The following is a 22,141-nucleotide window of genomic DNA, read 5'->3' on the forward strand; positions in this document are numbered from 1 at the left end:
ATCCTGCTGAGGTAGGGTGTTTTTTTAGAGCAATGAGGGGATTAACAGTGAAAAATGCACTTGTCACAGGAGCATCCGGAGCGATCGGAAGCGAGATCAGTCATATGTTAGCATCAAAAGGTTTTCGGTTGTTTCTTCATTACAACAGTAATCTAAAAGCTGCAGTATCACTTCAGAACGAACTGAAGGAAAAATATGGAGTACCTGTTTCCATTGTATGTGCTGACCTGTCTATTGCAGGAGGATCAACCGTTCTATGGAATCAAATTCAGGAAACCCTAGATGTGTTCGTCTATAACTCTGGTTCTGCTCATTTTGGCCTTCTCACGGATTTTACTGAAGAATCAATAACGGAGACGATGCAGTTGAATCTTTTAAGTGCGATCTCACTATCGAAGGCGATCGTGCCTAACATGATTCAAAAAAAATCTGGAAAGATCATCATGATCTCTTCTGTTTGGGGAGAAGTAGGGGCTGCATGTGAAACGGTCTATTCTGCAGCAAAAGGTGGAATGAATACGTTCGTTAAAGCACTCTCAAAAGAATTAGCTCCGAGTCATATTCAAGTGAACGGTATCTCTCCCGGAGTCATATCCACTCCTATGATGGACCAATTTACTGATGAGGAGAAACGTTCGTTGTCTGAGGATATTCCTGCTGGTCGGTTTGGAGAACCTTCGGAAGTTGCTCATGCTGTTGAATTTTTGATGAGTGAAAAAGCAGATTATATCTCTGGTCACATCCTTTCGATAAACGGATCGTGGTTTACTTAAAAAAACATGTATAAAAAGGGTGAAACTAAGAGATATTAATGCTGTATCAACCTTGAAGGAGGAGACAGCATGTCTGTATTAGACAACTTTGGTCAATGGAAAGATTTCTTGGCAGAGCGTTTAAATCACGCGGAACACGAAGGTATGAACCACGATACGATTTCGAACTTAGCAACTGAGATCGGTGGCTACTTAGCGAACCACGTTGAACCAAAAAACGAGGAAGAAAAAGTTCTTGCCGATCTTTGGAAAGTGGCCGATGAAAACGAAAGACACGCCATCGCTAATATGATGGTCAAGCTAGTTCAAAACGACGGAAGCCGCTAAATGGTGAAGGATGTTAAGAATTTTTTCTTAACATCCTTTTATTTTGCTTTCATAATAAATTGAAATCATTTATTATTAGAAACAAGAATAGATGTAGAATTTTGTTTCATTTTGAAAGAATAAGGAGATGAATTATGGGAGAGCAAGAATGGTATTTAGAGTATGAGATACATAAAAACCGGCCGGGTCTCCTAGGGGATATATCTTCCTTGTTGGGTATGCTTGGTATTAATATCGTCACGATTAACGGTGTTGATAATGAGCGGCGTGGAATGCTTCTGATCATTGATAACGAAGAAAAGATCAACCGGCTTCAATCGATCTTAGATTCAATGGACAACATTACAGTAACCAAGTTTCGAAAACCGAAGCTTCGTGATCGTCTAGCTGTTAGACACGGCAGATATATTGAACGCGATGCGGATGATAAGAAAACGTTTCGTTTTATAAGAGATGAACTTGGTATATTAGTTGACTTTTTAGCTGAATTATATAAAGTTGAAGGACATAAATTAATCGGCGTTAGAGGCATGCCGCGTGTTGGAAAGACGGAAAGTATCGTAGCATCCAGTGTTTGTGCGAATAAACGTTGGGTCTTTATTTCATCCACGTTGTTGCGTCAGACCGTTAGAAGCATGCTTGCGGATGACGAATACGATTCTGACCACGTTTTTATTATTGATGGTGCCGTTTCAGCTCGTAATATGAACGATAAACATTGGCAGCTCATACGAGAGATCATGAGGCTTCCTGCAGCGAAAGTTGTGGAACATCCTGATCTTTTTGTTCAGCAAACGGAATATACACTTGATGATTTTGACTATATTATCGAGCTAAAGAGTCATCGTGATGAAGAAATTACATATGAAGCTCTGAAACAAGATCAAACAGGATTCGGAAATTTAGAATGACGTAAGTAGGTGGGAAGGTTGACAGAACTCGGTAAGTTATTAAAAGAAAAACGTGAAGAAAAAGGAATGTCACTTGAAGAACTTCAAACAGCGACGAAGATTCAAAAAAGATATCTGGTAGCCATTGAAGAAGGAAAGTATGAAGTACTTCCTGGATCGTTTTATGCTAGAGCGTTCATTAAAAATTATTGTGAAGCTGTAGGGTTGCATTATGAGACCATCTTTGATGAATATGCTCATGAGATACCTAAATCGGCAAAAGAACCAACTACAGAGTTTGAACCGCGTTCAAAAAGAGAGCGATCAGGTGTATCCGATGATCATTCCCTTTTAAAGAGGTTGGTACCGATCATACTTATTGGAGTTTTGATCGTAGTCATTCTCTTTGTCGTATGGAAGCTCCTTCCTGACGGAAATGATCAAGCGAAAAGCGGCAATGATGCACCAGGTGTTCTATTGGATGCTGATGAAAACAAGCCGCAGAAAAAAGATGCACCAAAGAAAGAAAAAGAAGATGCAGCTGAAGATAAGGATGAAAAATCTGACGCTCCAAAAGAAGAAGAGAAAAAACAAACGTTAACAAAACTTGAAACCATCGGAAAAGTAACAACTTATGATCTGAAAGATACGGATGAATTAGTTGTGGAACTTAGTGCACAAGGTCCTAGTTACGTAGGGATTCAAGATGAGACTAAGAAAAGCTATTTTGATAATCAGATGAAAAAGGGTCAAACGGAAACTTTCGACCTTTCTTCTGCTAAAGAGGTAACACTAAATATTGGCGCGTCTCATGTAACTTCTATTAAAATAAATGGGGAAGCCTTCACATACCCTGTTCCAGCAACTGAACTGATCCATCAGAAAATCGTGATTCGTAAGGCTCAACAATAGTTAGAACAAACTGATTTTGACCGTATTTTGGAGGAATTGCATTGAACTTACCTAACAAGATTACCATTTCAAGGATTTTTTTGATTCCACTCTTTATGATCGTTCTTTTGGGCGATTTTGATTGGGGAGTATGGAAGATAGCGGGTGAAGAACTCCCAGTCACTCATTTTGTAGCAGCATTGATCTTTATCTTTGCATCAAGTACAGATTGGGTCGACGGCTATTATGCTCGCAAATATAACTTAGTTACGAATTTAGGGAAATTTTTAGACCCACTAGCAGATAAGCTGCTTGTTTCAGCAGCACTTGTAGGGTTAGTTGAACTTGGAGCTGCACCTGCATGGATGGTTATCGTTATTCTAAGCCGTGAGTTCGCTGTTACTGGAATTCGTGCTGTCGCTTCCGCAGAAGGCGAGGTCATTGCAGCAGGACAGATGGGTAAGCTAAAGATGTGGATTCAAATTATTGCGATTTCAGCTCTATTGCTTCATAATCTTCCATTTGCGTGGATCGGATTACCGTTTGCAACGATCAGTCTTTGGGCAGCAACCCTGATCACCTTATATTCTGGATGGGAGTATTTCGTGAACAGCAAACATATTTTATTAAAATCAAAGTAAACAAGAATGAAGAAAAACAGGAGCACAAAACTCCTGTTTTTTTATTAGCTGTAAGAAAAAACGCAGAAAACAAAAAGAAATGAAAGCCATTTTTTAGAATATATAAGTTTGAATGATAGGAATGGAGAGAATACAATCAAGGAGCGTGTATGTGTTGAACGCAGAAATCATAGCAGTTGGCAGTGAACTTTTATTAGGACAGATCGCAAATACGAATGCTCAGTTTATTTCTAAGGGGCTTGCAGACATCGGAGTAAACGTTTTTTATCACTCAGTAGCAGGTGATAACCAAAACCGTCTCTCATCCGTTATTCAAACAGCCATGTCACGATCTGATCTGATCATCTTTACAGGAGGTCTAGGACCGACAAAAGATGATCTCACGAAGGAAACGATCGCAAAATTATTTCAAAAGGAATTGGTCCATGACGAAGCAGCTCTTCAGTATATAACCAATTATTTCGTTCAGACCAATCGAGAGATGACACCGAACAATAAGAAGCAAGCTCTAATTATTGAAGGATCTACCGTACTCCCGAACGATAATGGTATGGCACCTGGAATGGCGTTTACTCATCGTAACATCACATGTATACTCCTACCTGGACCACCTAGCGAGATGAGACCGATGTTTAACAATTATGTTATTCCTTATCTTTATTCTAAGATGGATGTACAGACTAAGTTTCATTCGAGAGTATTACGATTTTTTGGGATTGGTGAATCTGTCTTAGAAACGAAGCTTCAGGATCTGATCGAGAAACAAAGCAATCCTACGATTGCACCTTTAGCATCTGAACATGAAGTTACGATTCGGCTAACTGCAGCTCACCCTTCAGAAACTGAGGCAAAAAGACTGTTAGATGAAGTGGAACAAGAAGTATTGAGTCGTACAGGTTCTTATTTCTATGGATATGATGACGAAACGCTTGAGAATCAGACGTTCGATCTTCTACGAAATAATCAGCTGACGATCGCTTCAGCCGAGAGTTTGACGGGTGGACTCTTCAGCAAGATCATTACTGATTTTCCGGGTTCATCTTCCGTGTATCAAGGAGGAGCCGTCGTTTACTCGAACGCACTGAAACAATCAATGCTTAAAGTACCTCATACTTTAATCACAGATCATGGTGTTGTAAGCTCACAATGCGCAGAGTGGATGGCAGAAGAAATCAGAAGTCAGACAGAGGCAGATATCGGTATCAGCTTTACAGGTGTTGCTGGTCCAGAGGCACAAGAAGACAAGCCGACAGGTACAGTGTTCATCGGAATCTCAATACATGATCAAACACATTCCTTCTCATTAAAACTTGCAGGTACTAGAAAGGCGATTCGAGAAAGAACAGTTAAGCATGGATTTCGGTATTTAAATCAATTGGTCAAAGAAGGACAATAAAAAAATCGAATAAATGTTCGTAAAATGATTGGCAAATCTATAAAAAAGAGATATGATAGAGAAGTAGCAAGTTACAGAATTAATGAAACAAAAATACATGAAAAAATGAATTTGAGGAGTGAATTGAATGAGCGATAGAAAAGCAGCTCTAGATATGGCTCTACGCCAAATTGAAAAGCAGTTCGGAAAAGGTTCCATCATGAAATTGGGTGAGCAAACGGAACAGAGAATCTCGACAGTTTCCAGCGGATCGATCACTTTGGACATCGCACTTGGAATTGGTGGTTACCCTCGCGGAAGAATTATCGAAGTATATGGTCCTGAATCATCAGGTAAAACCACTGTTGCACTTCATGCCATTGCAGAAGTACAACGTAATGGTGGACAAGCCGCGTTCATTGATGCAGAGCATGCGCTTGACCCTGAATATGCACAAAAGCTAGGCGTTAACATTGATGAACTCTTATTGTCTCAGCCAGATACTGGTGAACAAGCGCTAGAGATCGCTGAGGCTCTTGTAAGAAGTGGAGCAGTAGATATTTTAATCATTGACTCCGTTGCAGCCCTAGTTCCTAAAGCTGAGATCGAAGGAGAAATGGGTGACTCTCACGTTGGTCTTCAAGCTCGTCTAATGTCTCAAGCACTTCGTAAACTTTCAGGTGCTATTAATAAATCGAAAACCATCGCGGTATTCATCAACCAAATTCGTGAAAAAGTTGGCGTAATGTTTGGGAATCCTGAAACAACACCAGGGGGAAGAGCTCTAAAATTCTACTCTTCCGTTCGTCTGGAAGTACGTCGTGCTGAACAGTTGAAACAAGGACAAGATGTTGTTGGTAACAAAACAAAGATTAAAGTTGTAAAAAATAAAGTAGCTCCTCCGTTTAGAACGGCTGAAGTTGATATCATGTACGGAGAAGGAATCTCGTATCAAGGAGAGATTCTCGATATCGGTTCGGATATTGATATCGTTCAAAAAAGTGGTGCTTGGTATTCTTACGAAGGCGAACGTTTAGGTCAAGGACGTGAGAACTCTAAGCAATTCCTAAAAGAAAACCCTGAGATTGCATCAGCAATCGTAGCTGAAATCCGCAACTATTATCAATTAGAAGGTAAAGCAACGGTTGAAGCAGAAGCCCCTTCCTTAGAAGAAGAGTTTGAGTTAACAGAATAGCAATTAAGTAAAAGACTGGTCAATGCGACCAGTCTTTTTTTGACTCTTATCTAAAGGCTCTTTTTTAAAGGATTGTTGCTTTTGGCTTTTTTTTATTCTCACCATCTGCAAATTGATAGTAGAGAAAGGTTGCCTGCCTGCCACATGAGTAGCTTCTCGCAAGGCAGGCATGCGACGAGGAAGTTCACTCGTCAGTATAAACTCGAAGACGCAGGAGTAGAGAGACAGCCTTGAAGCGGTCAGGTGGAGACTCTTAATGGCGCAAAACGGCAGGAGGCTCACCGCACGCCCCGTGGAAAGCGCGCAACCTGGAGCGGAAATCAACACTTTCAAGAGCAACAAAGTCTAAAACAGTCTATTTTCCAAAACTAGCAATCTGAATTGAAAATAAACTACTTCCAAAAACAGCGATGCATAAGCAAACAGCTTTCCAAAATAGCGAATATGACAGGCAAAATATGCTCCTTGCTATTTTTAGGTCAAGCAATTATTATAGAAGATTGACTCTCTTGACAAGCTTTAGGCACACCTATAAAATGAAGATATATTTTGATTTCTTATGAAATTAAAAGATATGTATAGAATTTGTACGACATGAATGGTGCACAGCACATGTAAGACGATTGACGCCAAAAATGCAGTATGAAAAGCAGAAAGCAAGAGGAGGTGGGAATATGCCAAGTTTAGCAGTATTCATCTCCAGTTTGCTTGTCTCACTAGGTGTCGGTGCTATTGTCGGATATCTTGTTAGGAAATCAATTGCTGAAGCGAAGATTTCAAGCGCAGAACGAGCAGCTGCGCAAATTGTTGAAGATGCAAAGCGCGATGCTGACGCCAGCAAGAAAGAAGCGCTGTTAGAAGCAAAAGATGAAATCCATAAGCTACGTACCGAAGCTGAACGCGAAATTCGCGAACGTCGAAACGAGCTTCAAAAACAAGAACATCGATTGGTTCAAAAAGAAGAGATCCTAGACAGAAAAAGTGAAACTCTTGACAAAAAAGAGGAATCTTTAGAGCGACGTGAGGAGTCTCTCACCAAAAAACAGCGACAAATTGAAGAGATTGAAAGCAAAGTGGAGGAATTGCTAGAAGAACAACAGCGAGAGCTTGAGCGCATTTCCAGCATTACCAGGGATGAAGCCCGCCAAATTATCATGACTGAAACTGAGAACGAGATGACACATGAGTTGGCGATGATGGTAAAAGAGATGGAGAACCGCGCGAAAGAAGAAGCGGACAAGAAAGCAAAAGAAATTCTTTCCCTAGCTATCCAACGCTGTGCAGCCGATCACGTAGCAGAAACGACAGTTTCTGTAGTAAACCTTCCTAACGATGAAATGAAAGGAAGAATTATTGGACGTGAAGGACGAAACATCAGGACGTTAGAAACGTTAACTGGAATTGACTTAATTATTGATGATACTCCAGAAGCCGTTATTCTGTCTGGTTTTGACCCGATCCGCCGTGAAATTGCACGTATGGCTTTGGACAAGCTTGTACAGGATGGAAGAATTCACCCTGCACGAATTGAAGAGATGGTTGAAAAATCACGTCGAGAAGTGGATGAGTATATCCGCGAAGTAGGAGAACAAACAACATTTGAAGTTGGCGTTCACGGACTTCACCCTGATTTGATCAAGATTCTTGGGCGTTTGAAGTATCGTACAAGCTACGGTCAGAACGTACTGAAACATTCAACAGAAGTGGCTTACCTAGCTGGCTTAATGGCAGCAGAGGTAGGAGAAGACGTTCATCTTGCAAGACGAGCTGGATTGCTTCATGATATCGGTAAGGCGATTGATCATGAAGTAGAAGGCAGTCACGTAGATATTGGTGTTGAACTTGCTACGAAGTACAAAGAGCACCCAGTAGTAATCAACAGCATTGCGTCTCACCATGGAGACACTGAAGCAACTTCAATCATTGCAACTCTAGTTGCAGCTGCAGATGCACTTTCTGCTGCTAGACCAGGAGCACGCCGTGAAACACTTGAAACGTATATCCGCAGACTTGAAAAGTTAGAAGAGATTTCGGAATCATTTGATGGTGTTGAAAAATCTTTTGCGATCCAAGCAGGTCGTGAGATACGTATCATGGTTAAACCGGATATGATTGATGATGTAGCATCATACCGACTAGCACGTGATATTACGAAAAAGATTGAAAGTGAACTGGATTATCCAGGACACATTAAAGTGACAGTCATTCGTGAGACTCGAGCAGTTGAATACGCAAAATAATACACACAAAGCGGTGGGAAATCAGTCCTACCGCTTTTTTATATGGAATAATGTACTTAAATGTATGAGACGTGAAGCTTTTAAATAAAGAATTCGAAAGAGTTCTTAGACATAAAGTGCGATTTACTAACTAGTAAGATTCATCGAAATTTTTATAAAAATCCACTTTTTGGTTTGAAAGAACTTCGTTAAGGGTACTAGAATACCGGGGTTTATTCATAGGGCAGCTGCTTTAACAAATCAGCAAAAAGAGAGAGAATGCACAATTTTGTTTCGGCAGGAATACAAGCCTTAATCAATGAATATAGTAGAACAGGTATCTATCCTGAAGGAGGTTCAAAACAATGGAAATATTAAAAGTTTCAGCAAAATCTAACCCCAACTCTGTAGCTGGTGCACTTGCCGGTGTTCTCCGGGAACGTGGAGGCGCTGAAATTCAGGCAATCGGAGCAGGTGCATTAAACCAAGCTGTTAAAGCAGTAGCTATCGCACGAGGTTTCGTAGCACCGAGCGGAGTTGACCTCATTTGTATTCCAGCATTTACAGATATCTTAATTGATGGGGAAGAACGAACGGCCATTAAATTAATTGTTGAACCACGCTAATTAAAGTGAAACCTGCTTGCTCATTAAAAGAGCAAGCAGGTTTTTAGTTTTATAGACTACTTTTCTTTTTAGAACAGTTACAAAGAATAAGAGGAGGAAATGAGGAAACATATCTAGAATTCTAACAGAGTAGCTATTTTTATAAAGCGCTTTCATTTGTTTACAATTTTTGTAATCGTTTGAATGATACTAGGCGAAAACTTGCATTTTTATGAAGTTAAGTCTAGAATTGTAGACGTTTAGTACATAATTTAAGTAGACGTGATAATGCGCGTTCAGCACAACATGAAACCATACTAAATCAAACTATTGATTGAAAAATTTAACGTTTGGGTTACTGAAAGGGTGGAGTACATGATTGATCAACTTTCTTGGAAAGTTGGCGGACAGCAAGGTGAAGGAATTGATAGTACAGGTGAAATTTTTGCGATGGCACTCAACCGCCAAGGCTACTATCTGTATAGCTATCGACACTTTTCTTCCAGAATTAAAGGCGGTCATACCAACAATAAGATTCGTGTAAGCACGAGTGAAACCCGTTCGATCTCTGATGATCTTGATATTTTAATAGCATTCGATCAAGAAACGATCGATGTGAATGTACATGAGCTTCGCGATGGTGGTGTGGTGATTGGAGACTCAAAATTCAATCCTACTGTTCCAGAAGACCTGAATGTTAGATTATATTCGGTGCCATTCACAGAGATTGCAAGTGAACTAGGAACATCTCTAATGAAAAACATGGTAGCGATCGGAGCGACTAGTGCTGTTCTAGGTCTTCCTGTAGAAAGCTATTTAGAAGTTGTAGAAGAGATTTTTGCTCGTAAAGGAGCAAAAGTAGTAGAAAAGAATATGGAAGCTATCCAAAAAGGTGCAGACCGTTTCAATGAATTATCTGGTGGCCAGATTGATGGATTCCAATTAAATAAAGCTGATGGCAAAAAGAGAATGTTCATGATTGGAAACGATGCGATCGCTTTAGGATTCGTGGCAGGAGGCGTACGTTTCATGTCCGCTTATCCGATCACACCGGCATCTGAGATCATGGAATACTTGATTAAAAAACTGCCAGAGTTTGGCGGAACTGTCATTCAAACAGAAGATGAGATTGCAGCTTGTACGATGGCAATCGGAGCGAACTATGCAGGTGTTCGTACGATTACATCTTCAGCAGGACCAGGTCTATCCTTGATGATGGAAGCATTAGGTCTGTCTGGGATGACAGAGGTTCCGTTAGTCGTTGTAGACACACAGCGTGGAGGTCCGTCAACGGGACTACCTACCAAACAAGAGCAATCTGATCTCATGGCGATGATCTACGGTACTCATGGTGAGATTCCAAAAGTGGTTATGGCACCAAGTACGGTTGAAGAAGCATTCTATGATGCTGTCGAAGCGTTAAATATTGCAGAAGAATATCAGATTCCTGTTATCTTACTTACTGATCTTCAACTTTCTTTAGGGAAACAATCAGTAGAACCATTAGATTATAGCCGCGTAGAGATTCGACGTGGAAAACTTAATCCAAAAGAAGAGCTTCCTGATACAGATGATAAAGATGGGTACTTTAAGCGTTATGAAGTAACCGAAGATGGTATTTCTCCTCGTGTTATACCAGGTATGAAAAATGGTATCCACCATGTAACGGGTGTTGAGCATGATGAGACAGGAAAGCCTTCAGAAGTAGCTGCAAACCGTCAGAAGCAGATGGATAAACGTCTGCGTAAACTACAAAACCTGCGTTTTAACGTACCGGTTGTCAAACAAGCTCCTCATGATGAAGCTGATGTTCTTTTAGTTGGGTTCAATTCAACAAGAGGAGTGATCGAAGAAGCGATCCCTCGTTTAGAAGCAGATGGATTAAAAGTCAACCATGCTCATATTCGATTGATTCATCCGTTCCCTGCCGATGAGATGAAATCGATGATCGACAAAGCAAAGAACGTAATCGTTGTCGAGAACAACGCGACAGGACAGCTGGCGAACATCCTAAAAATGAATGTTGGACAGCATGAGAAGATTAAAAACTTGTTAAAATATGATGGGAATCCTTTCTTGCCATCAGAAGTTGTCATGAAATGCAAGGAGCTGGTTTAATATGGCTACATTTAAAGATTTTCGTAACAGCATCAAACCGAACTGGTGTCCAGGATGTGGAGATTTTTCTGTACAGGCAGCTATTCAGAGGGCAGCTGCAAATGTAGGTTTAGAACCAGATGATCTTGCTGTCGTATCAGGAATCGGCTGTTCAGGACGTATTTCAGGATATATCAAATCTTATGGTTTCCATGGGATCCATGGTCGTTCGTTGCCGATCGCGCAAGGTGTTAAGATGGCAAACCGTGATCTGACTGTTATCGCTTCAGGTGGTGATGGAGATGGGTTCGCGATCGGTATGGGTCACACCGTACATGCGATCAGACGCAACATCGATATTACTTATATTGTAATGGACAACCAAATATATGGTCTTACAAAAGGACAAACATCACCGCGATCTGATGTTGGTTTTAAAACGAAGAGTACACCAGAAGGATCTGTAGAGTCAGCGATTGGTGTTATGGAACTCGCTCTAACGGCTGGAGCTACGTTTGTCGCTCAAAGTTTTTCAACGGACTTAAAAGAGTTAACTTCCATCATCGAAGCTGGTATCAACCATAAAGGCTTCTCATTGATCAACGTTTTCTCTCCTTGTGTGACATACAATAAAGTAAACACATACGACTGGTTTAAAGAGCATCTCGTATCTTTAAGCACGATTGAAGACTATGATTCTTCAAACCGTATGATGGCGATGCAGACACTAATGGAAAACAAAGGTCTTGTAAAAGGGATCATCTATCAAGATAAGGTAAAACCTTCTTATCAAGATCTTGCACACGGATACAGCAAAGAAGCACTTGCAAAAGTTGATCTGAACTTGCCTGAAGAAAAGTTCAATCAATTAATGTCAGAATTCATGTAAGAAATAGCCCTTCTCCTAAAATTTGGAGTGGGGCTTTTTTCTTTTTAAAAAAATCTGTGAATTTTTTTGGGTATCTGCGAATGTCCGTGTCGTATGGACACAGCTCTTTACCTCTTTGTTCAATCCATGTACAATTATTTATGGAATTGATTATTAAGGTTTACAGTGAGGGGTGTTTCTGTGCAAGGAAAAATGAAAGCAATAGTTAAGCATCATGCGGGTTATGGAGCTAGATTAGAAACAGTAGATATTCCTGAGATTAATGAGAGTGAAGTTTTAATCAAAGTTAAAGCGACTTCAATCTGTGGAACAGATGTCCATATTTACACATGGGATGAATGGTCACAGAGTCGTGTGAAAACGCCATATGTATTTGGTCATGAGTTTTCAGGGGTTGTTGAAAAAGTTGGAAGCGCTGTTACAAATGTCTCTGTTGGGGATCATGTTTCAGCTGAAACACATATAGTTTGTCATTCTTGTCCACAATGCCTAAAAGGACAGTTTCATATCTGTAAGAACACGAAGATCATCGGTGTTGATACTCAAGGGTGTTTTGCTGAATATGTAGCTATGCCATCAGAGAACATTTGGAAAAATGATCCTAAGATGTCGTTTGAACACGGATCGATTCAAGAGCCGATGGGAAATGCAGTTCATACTGTGTTAGCTGGTGATGTTGCTGGTAAAACAGTAGCTGTCATCGGATGTGGTCCGATCGGTGTCATGGCGGTTAACGTTGCGAAAGCAGCAGGTGCAAGTCAGGTGATCGCTATCGATCTGAACGATTATCGTTTAGATCTTGCTAAAAAAGTGGGTGCTACAGAAGTGATCAACCCTAAATCCATTGATCCTGTTGAAAAAGTAATGGATTTAACGGATTGTAACGGTGTTGATGTTGTTTGTGAGATGAGCGGTCATCCAGTTGCGATCGATCAAGGGTTCAAGATGATCACGAACGGCGGTCGTGTCTCTATCCTAAGTCTTCCTGTTAAACCTGTTGAGATCGACCTAACGAACGATGTAGTATTTAAAGGAGTTACTGTTCAAGGAATTACGGGAAGAAAAATGTATGAAACGTGGCAACAAGTTTCAGGGCTTTTACAGTCAGGAAGCATGCATCCAGAAACAATCATTACTCATACACTTCCACTTGAAAAGTTTGAAGAAGGCTTTGATCTAATGATAAAAGGAAACTGTGGAAAAGTAGTTCTTATTCCTTAAAATTGAAAGGGGCAAAACATCGTGATGAAAGGTTTTGAATACCTGCAAGAAGAATTGGACCAAATGAAAGAAGAAGGTACGTTTAGAAAGCTCGTACCGTTAGAATCAGAGCAAGGATCTAAAGTTGTCATCAATGGAAAAGAAGTGATCCAGCTCTCTTCGAACAACTACTTAGGACTTACGAGTCATCCGAAGATGAAGGAAGCAGCTCTAAAAGCTGTTGAAGAATTCGGAGTGGGTACAGGTTCTGTGCGTACGATTGCCGGAACTCTATCCATGCATGAAGAATTTGAAAAAAAACTAGCTGAATTCAAGCACACAGAGGCGTGCCTTGTCTTCCAATCTGGTTTTTCAACGAACCAAGGTATCCTTTCTGCTATTCTTACAGATCAAGATGTTGTTATTTCGGATGAGTTAAACCATGCATCGATCATTGATGGTATTCGTTTAACGAAAGCGAAAAGAAGAATCTACAAACACGTTGATCTAGAAGATTTAGAAGCGGCGTTAAAAGAGACACAAGAATTTAGAAAAAGAATCGTCGTAACAGACGGTGTTTTCTCTATGGATGGAAACATTGCACCTCTTCCTGGAATCGTAGAACTCGCTGAGAAGTACGATGCCCTCGTAATGGTAGACGACGCACATGCGAGTGGTGTATTAGGTACGAATGGACGCGGTACGATCGACCATTTTAACTTAAACGGCCGCGTTCATATTCAAGTAGGAACGTTAAGTAAAGCAATTGGTGTTCTTGGTGGTTACATTGCGAGTACGCAAACGTTAAGAGACTACCTGATCCATAAAGGTCGTCCGTTCTTGTTCAGCACATCGCATCCGCCTGCAGTTATCGCAGCGAGTTCAGCCGCGATCGACGTTTTAGAAGAAGAGCCAGAACACATGGAAAGACTTTGGGAGAACACCAATTTCTTTAAAGCCGGATTAAAAGAACTAGGGTTCAATACCGGAGTGAGTGAGACGCCTATTACACCAGTACTTGTAGGTGATGACGCGCTTGCACATAAACTATCTGATACGTTATTAAAATACGGTGTATTCGCTCAAGGTATCGCATTCCCAACAGTAGCTAAAGGAAAAGCTCGCGTACGTACGATCGTGACGGCTCAGCATACGAAAGAGGAGCTTCAAGCTGCATTAGATGTATTTGAAAAAGCAGGAAAAGAATTAAATATTATTTAGATACTTGTAAAGTTGACTTTAAAGGCGCATTAGTAAGCTTTTTAAGGTCAACTTTTTTATTGACCACATTATATAGGATTATTAATAAACCGTAATTATATTATGTAAACTAAAACGATTACAAGTTTAACTATAATCCAATTTTTGATATAATGTTACAGTTGGATGAAATACTAGATTAATTATGAACGGATTACCTAGCAGTAAAGGCAATAAGGAGTGAAGATGTCTTGGATACTACGAAAGACAATCAAGAAGTAAAGACGAATAATAAAGAAAGAGACTACTCACAATACTTTCAATCTACGTATGCACCGCCTTCTTTAAAAGACGCAAAAAAGCGTGGTAAAGAACAAGTTCAAATATTAAAAGATTTTTCGATTCCGGAAAATCTAAAAAATATTGGAGTTGGCAAAAAGTTTTATATTCGTACGTACGGTTGTCAGATGAACGAGCATGATACAGAAGTTATGGCAGGAATTCTGAATGAAATGGGTTATGAAACCACATATTCTACAGAGGATGCCGACGTGATCCTGCTTAATACATGTGCCATTCGAGAAAATGCAGAGAACAAAGTGTTTGGTGAACTAGGACATTTGAAACATACGAAAGCGAACAACCCTAATCTTCTGCTAGGGGTCTGTGGATGCATGTCACAAGAAGAGTCTGTTGTTAACCGTATACTTTCCACATACCCTCAAGTTGACATGATCTTTGGAACTCATAACATACATCGTCTGCCTCAAATTATTGAGAATGCATTATTCTCAAAAGAAATGGTGGTCGAAGTTTGGTCTAAAGAAGGAGATATCGTCGAGAACCTTCCTAGAAAGCGTAAAGGGAACGTTAAAGGCTGGGTCAACATTATGTACGGCTGCGACAAATTCTGTACATATTGCATCGTTCCTTACACACGAGGAAAAGAACGAAGTCGTTATCCGCAAGATATCATCGAAGAAGTAAGGCAGCTTGCAAGAGAAGGATATAAAGAAGTAACGCTCCTAGGTCAGAACGTGAATGCATACGGAAAAGATTTTGAAGATCTAGAGTATGGCCTAGGTGATCTAATGGATGAGATCCGTAAGATTGATATTCCTAGACTTCGTTTTACAACAAGTCACCCTCGCGATTTTGATGACCGATTGATTGAAGTTCTCGCTAAAGGTGGAAACATCGTAGATCATGTGCACTTGCCTGTCCAACACGGAAACAGCGATGTGCTCAAATTAATGGCTCGTAAATATACACGTGAGCATTATTTAGAACTTGTAAACAAGATCAAAGCTGCAATGCCGAATGTAGCATTAACTACGGATATTATTGTTGGGTTTCCGAATGAGACGGAAGAACAGTTCCAAGAGACGTTATCTCTTGTTAAAGAAGTGCAGTATGATGCTGCTTACACGTTTATCTATTCACCTCGTGAAGGCACTCCAGCTGCAAAGATGCAAGATAATGTTCCGATGGAAGTGAAACGAGAGCGTCTGCAGAGGCTAAACGCTATGCTGAATGATATTTCGTTAGAAAAGAACAAAGCATATGTTGGTAAAGTTGTGGAAGTGCTAGTTGAGGGAGAAAGTAAAAAGAATCCTGATGTACTAACAGGTCACACGGGTTCCAACAAAGTGGTAAACTTTAAAGCTCCTAAGCACTTAATAGGAGAAATTGTCAAAGTTCAGATTACCGATGCGAAAACATGGAACCTTGGCGGCGAATGGGTAGAAGAAAAATCAGAGGTGGTAGGCTAATGAGCACATATACAAAAGAAGAAATCTTGGGAAAAGCAAAAGAACTTGCAAAAATGATCGCAACAACTGATGAAGTTGATTTTTTTAAAAAAGCAGAAGCTCAGATCAATACGAATTCAAATGTAGCAAGATTGATGGGACAGATTAAGAATCTGCAAAAACAAGCTGTCAATCTTCAACATTATCAAAAGCATGAAGCATCAAGAGAAGTAGAAGAAAAGATCGATGCTCTGATGGCTGAGCTTGATAGTATTCCAGTTGTGCAAGAGTTCAAACAATCACAAAGCGATGTGAATGATATCTTACAGATGGTTTCACATACGATCTCAAACAAAGTTACAGATGAGATCATTGAATCAACAGGGGGAGACCTTTTAAAAGGAACAACAGGTTCTCAAGAAGGATGTTCTCCAGGCGGCTGCGGCTGTCACTAATCAAAAAACACGATGTCTCTTGCAGGCATCGTGTTTTTTAGTATGATTACCTCGTATATCTGACGTTTCGCACATACCTATAGAGGTATTAAGTACTTTCAATCCAGAAGTTTTGGTGTGGAATCCAAAAGTTTATACTGTTTATCCACGAGATTCATCTCTCAATCCAAAATTTTTCTCCTTTTATCCACGAGTCTACAAACCTCGACATATTCCGCGACGTCCTATAGGCTAATATACCTCTTAAATCGTGTATCCAAAAGTAAAGAACAACCACTAACCACTTCCAATAGTCTAATCACCTCAAAATAATTTCACGTACCGTTCACCACATATAATATTTTGAGAACATTGGACAACAAACGCCCATATACTTAGACTAATTGTGTTTCGAATAAAGGAAGACACAATAGGCATCCGCCCAGCATATACTGTATGGAGATTGGTAGAGGAGGGATTCATGTATGTCAAGACGCGTAGAACAAGAGCTGACTTACAGAGAAATCATCACAAAAGCGGTCTGTGGCAAAGGGAGAAAATTCTCTCAGGCAACGCATACCATTGCACCGAGTCATCGTCCGAGCAGCATTTTAGGGTGCTGGATTATCAACCATGCATATAAACCAAAGCGGAATGGTGAAGCGGTTGACGTAGAAGGAAGCTATGATATCAACGTATGGTATTCATACAATGATAATACGCGAACAGAAGTCGTAACAGAGACCATTCATTTTGTAGACAAAGTGGATCTTAGTGTAAGAGATAAGAATGCGTTAGGCAATCAATATGAAGTTACGTGCCGGGCACTTCAAGAACCTAACACGTTAGAAGCGACGATCTCTCCGAACGGAAATAAGGTAATCGTTCAAGTAGAAAGAGAGTTTGTTTGTGAAATTATAGGGGAAACAAAAGTCTGTGTATATGTGAACCCGGATGGTTTTGATGATGTAGAGGCAAGAGATTGGGAATATGATGTGGAAGATGAGAATTTTGAAGACCTTGATCCGAACTTTTTAATAGGTGATTTGGAAGAATAATAAACGGGGAGAGAGCTTCCCGTTTTTTTCATGCAGAGAAAACGATAGTTGCAGTGAATTATGTTATAATAGCGACATTGAAATGTTATGAAAAAGGTGAAATTATGGCTCAATATACTCCAATGATTCAACAATATTTATCAATCAAGGCAGCTCATCAGGATGCCTTTTTATTTTTCCGTCTAGGAGACTTTTATGAGATGTTCTTTGAAGATGCTGTTCGAGCTTCCCAAATCCTAGAGATCACATTAACAAGCAGAGATGGCGGCTCGCAAGACCGAATTCCGATGTGTGGGGTACCGTATCATTCATCAGCAGGTTATATCAAAACACTAGTAGAGAACGGACATAAAGTAGCAATCTGTGAACAAGTAGAAGATCCAAAACTATCTGTTGGGGTAGTGAAACGTGAAGTCATCCAGATTATTACACCAGGAACGGTTATTGATGACCATCTTCTTCAAGATAGAGAGAATAACTTTTTAGCATCCATTGAAAAAGATAACGATACATATGGTTACGTTCTTTGTGATCTTTCAACAGGTGAGTTGAAGGGTTATACATATGACGGAAATCAGTTATCATTCATACAACTGCTTTTAAGTCACGGTGTTAAAGAGATCGTTGGAAATCAAGATTTGTATGATGCCTGGACGAACACTGTAACACAGACAGGACAAGCCTCAGTTTCTATACAGGAAGAAGATTCTGTAGACAGTCAGTTTGATCATCTTGTTCAGACGATCTCTGATCCTGTTTTGTTACGTGCTTCAGGACGTTTGTTCCACTATCTGACGCATACGCAAAAGCGATCTTTTCACCATATAAAAGCGGTGGAATTTCAGCAGAACGATAAAAGGATGAAGCTTGATGCGTTTTCAAAACGCAACTTAGAATTAACAGAATCCATCCGAGCAAAAGGGAAAAAAGGTTCATTATTATGGCTGTTAGATGCCACGATGACAGCGATGGGCGCTAGAAAACTCAAACAATGGGTGGAAGAGCCGTTGTTCGTGAAAGAAACGATCGAGAAGCGTCTTCAGCTCGTTGAAAACTTAATCGGAGAATTCTTTATTCGTGAAGAGATCAAAGAACAATTAAAGTCTGTATATGATATGGAACGGTTGATAGCAAAAATTTCTTATGGAAATGCTAGTCCGAGAGATCTTGTTCAATTAAAAAGATCTTTGTTCAGTGTTCCGGTACTTAAAGAAAAAATCAAGGGTATCCAAGGGAAATATGCGCTTGAGCTTCATGCGAATATGAATGAACATAAAACACTCGCACACTATTTAGATTCTGCCATTCATGATGATGCACCTATCCATATTAAAGAGGGCGGACTCATTAAAGCGGGTTACAATGAGCAACTTGATCAATATAAAGATGCGAGCAGCAATGGTAAAGCATGGATTGCTTCTCTTGAGCAACAAGAAAAAGCAGCTTCAGGTATTAAGTCTTTAAAAATAGGTTTTAATAAGATTTTTGGATACTACATTGAGGTTACAAAATCTAATCTTTCGCAAGTGCCAGATCGTTATGAAAGAAAACAGACGCTCGCAAATGCTGAGAGATATGTTACTCCAGAACTGAAAGAGAAAGAAAGAATCATCTTAGAAGCGGAAGAGAAGATCTCTGGATTAGAATATACGCTTTTCTTAGAAGTAAGAGAATATGTAAAGCAGTTTATCCCTGGACTGCAAGAACTTGCATCAGCTGTTTCTGAACTGGATGTTATGCAGTCTTTTGCAGCGATCAGTGAGCAGTATCGTTATGTAAGACCGACTGTCTCAGAGGAAGGTATCGTAAATATTGTGAACGGGAGACATCCTGTTGTTGAGAAAGTAATGGATGCACAAGAATATGTACCGAACGATATTGTATTAAATAAAGAAAGAAACATGCTACTTATTACTGGACCGAACATGGCTGGTAAGAGTACGTATATGCGCCAGTTAGCACTTACGGCTGTTATGATGCAGATCGGTTGTTTTGTTCCAGCAGAGAGTGCTGAACTTCCAATGTTTGATCAGATCTTCACTCGTATTGGAGCGGCTGATGATCTAGTGGGCGGACAGAGTACGTTCATGGTGGAGATGCTAGAGACGAACTTTGCCTTAACGAGTGCTACTGAAAATAGTTTGATTCTTCTAGATGAGATCGGCAGAGGAACTTCTACGTATGATGGTATGGCATTAGCGCAATCCATCATTGAATTTATTCATGAAGAAATAGCTGCCAAAACACTCTTCTCTACTCATTATCATGAACTTACCGTCTTAGAAGAGTCTCTTCACTCACTAAAGAATGTCTTTGTAAGTGCGGTTGAAGAGAATGGCAGTCTTGTATTCCTGCATAAAGTCATTGACGGACAAGCAGATAAAAGTTTTGGTATACAAGTGGCAGAACTTGCTGAACTTCCAGAACCGGTGATCTCTAGAGCAAAAACGATCTTACAAACCTATGAAAACCAAGAAAAACGAGAAGCACTTCCTATTCAGGAAGTGTCGGCTACTAAGGAAGAGGATCTTCAAGAAAGTCAGCTAAGTCTTTTTGTTGAAAAAGAGGAGAAGGCGAATAGAAGAGACAATAAAGAGCAAGAGTTGATCAAAGAGTTAAAAAGCTTAAATGTTTTAGAGATGACGCCACTTGATGCGATGAACGCGCTCTATAAACTGCAAAAAAAAGTAAGATAAAGGAGGCGTGACGAATGGGCAAAATTGTACAGCTAGATGAACATCTTTCCAATAAGATCGCTGCTGGTGAAGTTGTTGAACGCCCAGCCTCTGTTGTTAAAGAACTTGTTGAGAATTCGATCGATGCGAACGCGACGAGAATAGAGATCGAAGTTGAAGAAGGTGGGTTATCACTCATTCGTGTTCTCGATAACGGGGATGGAATCGAGCCGGAAGATTGCGTGCTCGCTTTTAACCGTCATGCGACGAGTAAGATTAAAAGTGAGCAAGATTTAATCCATATCCGTACCATGGGCTTTAGAGGAGAAGCATTACCGAGTATCTCTTCTGTCTCTCAAGTAGAACTTAAATCATCAACAGGTAGGGGACCGGGTGCATATCTGTTTATTGAGAACGGTAAAATCGTAAAACAGCAACAGACAAATAGCAGAAAAGGGACGGATCTAACTGTTCGTAACTTGTTCTATAACACACCAGCTAGATTAAAGCATGTTAAGACCATCCAGACAGAATTAGGGACGATCAGTGATCTAGTCAACAGACTTGCTCTTGCTAACCCAGAAGTTTCTTTTCGCTTAAAACATAACGGAAAAGAGCTTTTACACACTTCTGGTAACGGAAATTTGCTGCAGATCATCGCTTCTGTTTATGGGATACAAACTGCCAAAAATATGATCCCAGTCTCTTTTTCTTCGTTAGATTATGAAGTAACGGGCTATATAGCAAAACCTGAAATAAACCGAGCGTCCCGTCAGTATATGTCGTTCTTTATGAACGCTAGATATATAAAGAACTATGCATTATCAAAAGCTGTACAGAATGCTTATCACACTTTCCTGCCGATCGGACGTTTTCCGATCGCAGTTCTATCCGTTAAGATGGACCCTACAATTATAGATGTGAACGTACATCCATCAAAACATGAAGCAAGGTTGAGTAAAGAAGCCGAACTCGTACAGCTCGTTGAGAACGAGCTCAGAAAAGTGATCAGAAATCAGCAGTTGATCCCAGATGTTCAGTTTAAGAAAAAAGAACAAAGAGAGAACGATCGAGAAGAACAGCGTTCATTTACTTTTGATTACCAAAGAAACAAAGAAGACGTTCAAACGGATGTAACAGTAGATATAGAGACAGAACAAAGAGAAAAACATTCTAGTATGATTTCTGATGATGCTGAACCTTCTTTTATAAGAGAGACTTCTCATGAAGTAGATGAGGTTATAGAGGGTGTGGAGGATGTACTACCAAATTTTGAATGGAATGAAACACCAGTAACGAAAGAGGATGACCATCAACAGACGCATGCAACTGTTGATAAAATTCCGGTCATGTATCCGATCGGACAGATGCACGGAACATATATCATTGCTCAAAATGAGAACGGATTGTACCTCATCGATCAACACGCTGCACAAGAACGTATTAAATATGAGTATTTCAGAAAAAAAGTGGGACAAGTGGATCGAGAAGTCCAACTGTTGGCCGTCCCATATACGTTTGAGTATACAGCGAGTGAATCTGCTTTTTTAGAGAGTCACTTAGAGACTCTCGGTGAAGTGGGTCTGTTTTTAGAAACGTTTGGACAGAATACGTTTATCGTAAGAGAGCATCCACAGTGGTTTCCGAAAGGATATGAAAGAGAAATCATGCTGGATATCATCCAGCAGGTACTCGATCATAGAAAGACCGATATTGAAAAATTAAGAGAAGATGCAGCGATCATGATGTCGTGTAAAGGATCCATAAAAGCTAACCATCATTTAAGGAACGATGAGATCTTTGCGTTGTTAGAATCTTTAAGAACATCTGAAGATCCTTATACGTGTCCACACGGCAGACCGATAACGATTCATCTATCAACATATGAACTTGAGAAGATGTTCAAAAGAGTGATGTAGGA

Annotated in this window: 18 protein-coding genes; all 18 read left to right on the plus strand. The window is 40.1% G+C overall.

Features of this window, described 5'->3' with window-relative positions:
* Positions 1–47: 47 nt before the first annotated feature.
* The gene (gene ymfI / locus ABE65_RS08980) at positions 48–773 is read left to right on the plus strand and encodes an elongation factor P 5-aminopentanone reductase (RefSeq protein ID WP_269148785.1); all 726 of its coding nucleotides are present in this window, start codon (positions 48–50) and stop codon (positions 771–773) included.
* Between the two features lie 69 nt (positions 774–842).
* Positions 843–1,100: a DUF3243 domain-containing protein gene (locus ABE65_RS08985; RefSeq protein ID WP_066393818.1), complete on the plus strand. Its 258-nt coding sequence runs from the start codon at positions 843–845 to the stop codon at positions 1,098–1,100.
* Between the two features lie 134 nt (positions 1,101–1,234).
* Complete coding sequence (locus ABE65_RS08990; RefSeq protein WP_066393823.1) at positions 1,235–2,011, plus strand: DUF3388 domain-containing protein; 777 nt, start codon at positions 1,235–1,237, stop codon at positions 2,009–2,011.
* A gap of 18 nt (positions 2,012–2,029) precedes the next feature.
* Positions 2,030–2,902, plus strand: coding sequence for a helix-turn-helix domain-containing protein (locus tag ABE65_RS08995; RefSeq protein WP_066393826.1), 873 nt, complete (start codon positions 2,030–2,032; stop codon positions 2,900–2,902).
* Positions 2,903–2,943: 41 nt separating this feature from the next.
* A complete protein-coding gene (pgsA, locus tag ABE65_RS09000) occupies positions 2,944–3,522 on the plus strand; it encodes a CDP-diacylglycerol--glycerol-3-phosphate 3-phosphatidyltransferase (protein ID WP_066393829.1) in 579 nt (192 codons plus the stop codon).
* A 154-nt stretch (positions 3,523–3,676) separates the two neighbouring features.
* On the plus strand, positions 3,677–4,918 hold the full coding sequence (locus tag ABE65_RS09005; RefSeq protein WP_066399967.1) for a competence/damage-inducible protein A: 1,242 nt from the start codon (positions 3,677–3,679) through the stop codon (positions 4,916–4,918).
* 127 nt (positions 4,919–5,045) lie between these two features.
* Positions 5,046–6,092 carry a recombinase RecA gene (gene recA / locus ABE65_RS09010; RefSeq protein WP_066393832.1) on the plus strand — a complete coding sequence of 349 codons (1,047 nt, stop codon included), beginning with the start codon at positions 5,046–5,048 and terminating at the stop codon, positions 6,090–6,092.
* A gap of 674 nt (positions 6,093–6,766) precedes the next feature.
* On the plus strand, positions 6,767–8,332 hold the full coding sequence (rny, locus tag ABE65_RS09015) for a ribonuclease Y (protein WP_066393834.1): 1,566 nt from the start codon (positions 6,767–6,769) through the stop codon (positions 8,330–8,332).
* Positions 8,333–8,676: 344 nt separating this feature from the next.
* Positions 8,677–8,937: a stage V sporulation protein SpoVS gene (gene spoVS / locus ABE65_RS09020; protein ID WP_010193268.1), complete on the plus strand. Its 261-nt coding sequence runs from the start codon at positions 8,677–8,679 to the stop codon at positions 8,935–8,937.
* A gap of 354 nt (positions 8,938–9,291) precedes the next feature.
* A complete protein-coding gene (locus ABE65_RS09025) occupies positions 9,292–11,034 on the plus strand; it encodes a 2-oxoacid:acceptor oxidoreductase subunit alpha (RefSeq protein ID WP_066393836.1) in 1,743 nt (580 codons plus the stop codon).
* Between the two features lies 1 nt (position 11,035).
* The gene (locus tag ABE65_RS09030; protein ID WP_066393837.1) at positions 11,036–11,902 is read left to right on the plus strand and encodes a 2-oxoacid:ferredoxin oxidoreductase subunit beta; all 867 of its coding nucleotides are present in this window, start codon (positions 11,036–11,038) and stop codon (positions 11,900–11,902) included.
* A 180-nt stretch (positions 11,903–12,082) separates the two neighbouring features.
* A complete protein-coding gene (tdh, locus tag ABE65_RS09035) occupies positions 12,083–13,123 on the plus strand; it encodes an L-threonine 3-dehydrogenase (protein ID WP_231887872.1) in 1,041 nt (346 codons plus the stop codon).
* Positions 13,124–13,147: 24 nt separating this feature from the next.
* Positions 13,148–14,323, plus strand: coding sequence for a glycine C-acetyltransferase (locus tag ABE65_RS09040; protein WP_066399972.1), 1,176 nt, complete (start codon positions 13,148–13,150; stop codon positions 14,321–14,323).
* A gap of 230 nt (positions 14,324–14,553) precedes the next feature.
* Positions 14,554–16,074, plus strand: a complete 1,521-nt coding sequence (miaB, locus tag ABE65_RS09045; RefSeq protein ID WP_066393838.1) for a tRNA (N6-isopentenyl adenosine(37)-C2)-methylthiotransferase MiaB — start codon at positions 14,554–14,556, stop codon at positions 16,072–16,074.
* The gene (locus tag ABE65_RS09050; protein ID WP_066393841.1) at positions 16,074–16,508 is read left to right on the plus strand and encodes a YlbF/YmcA family competence regulator; all 435 of its coding nucleotides are present in this window, start codon (positions 16,074–16,076) and stop codon (positions 16,506–16,508) included. The genes miaB and ABE65_RS09050 overlap by 1 nt, the downstream gene beginning before the upstream one ends.
* 464 nt (positions 16,509–16,972) lie before the next feature.
* Positions 16,973–17,545: an outer spore coat protein CotE gene (gene cotE / locus ABE65_RS09055; RefSeq protein ID WP_066393842.1), complete on the plus strand. Its 573-nt coding sequence runs from the start codon at positions 16,973–16,975 to the stop codon at positions 17,543–17,545.
* A gap of 104 nt (positions 17,546–17,649) precedes the next feature.
* Positions 17,650–20,241 (plus strand): DNA mismatch repair protein MutS, encoded by a 2,592-nt coding sequence (gene mutS / locus ABE65_RS09060; RefSeq protein ID WP_066393844.1) that lies wholly within the window; start codon positions 17,650–17,652, stop codon positions 20,239–20,241.
* A 14-nt stretch (positions 20,242–20,255) separates the two neighbouring features.
* Positions 20,256–22,139 carry a DNA mismatch repair endonuclease MutL gene (gene mutL / locus ABE65_RS09065; protein WP_066393846.1) on the plus strand — a complete coding sequence of 628 codons (1,884 nt, stop codon included), beginning with the start codon at positions 20,256–20,258 and terminating at the stop codon, positions 22,137–22,139.
* Positions 22,140–22,141 lie beyond the last annotated feature (2 nt).

The organism is Fictibacillus phosphorivorans (genome assembly GCF_001629705.1).
Lineage (GTDB): Bacteria > Bacillota > Bacilli > Bacillales > Fictibacillaceae > Fictibacillus > Fictibacillus phosphorivorans_A.

Excerpts from the sequence above, each read along its gene's own strand:
- ABE65_RS08985 (WP_066393818.1), top strand. The coding sequence starts at position 843 with ATGTCTGTATTAGACAACTTTGGTCAATGGAAAGATTTCTTGGCAGAG.
- ABE65_RS08990 (WP_066393823.1), top strand. The coding sequence starts at position 1,235 with ATGGGAGAGCAAGAATGGTATTTAGAGTATGAGATACATAAAAACCGG.
- recA (WP_066393832.1), top strand. The coding sequence starts at position 5,046 with ATGAGCGATAGAAAAGCAGCTCTAGATATGGCTCTACGCCAAATTGAA.
- rny (WP_066393834.1), top strand. The coding sequence starts at position 6,767 with ATGCCAAGTTTAGCAGTATTCATCTCCAGTTTGCTTGTCTCACTAGGT.
- spoVS (WP_010193268.1), top strand. The coding sequence starts at position 8,677 with ATGGAAATATTAAAAGTTTCAGCAAAATCTAACCCCAACTCTGTAGCT.
- ABE65_RS09025 (WP_066393836.1), top strand. The coding sequence starts at position 9,292 with ATGATTGATCAACTTTCTTGGAAAGTTGGCGGACAGCAAGGTGAAGGA.
- ABE65_RS09030 (WP_066393837.1), top strand. The coding sequence starts at position 11,036 with ATGGCTACATTTAAAGATTTTCGTAACAGCATCAAACCGAACTGGTGT.
- ABE65_RS09040 (WP_066399972.1), top strand. The coding sequence starts at position 13,148 with ATGAAAGGTTTTGAATACCTGCAAGAAGAATTGGACCAAATGAAAGAA.
- ABE65_RS09050 (WP_066393841.1), top strand. The coding sequence starts at position 16,074 with ATGAGCACATATACAAAAGAAGAAATCTTGGGAAAAGCAAAAGAACTT.
- cotE (WP_066393842.1), top strand. The coding sequence starts at position 16,973 with ATGTCAAGACGCGTAGAACAAGAGCTGACTTACAGAGAAATCATCACA.
- mutS (WP_066393844.1), top strand. The coding sequence starts at position 17,650 with ATGGCTCAATATACTCCAATGATTCAACAATATTTATCAATCAAGGCA.
- mutL (WP_066393846.1), top strand. The coding sequence starts at position 20,256 with ATGGGCAAAATTGTACAGCTAGATGAACATCTTTCCAATAAGATCGCT.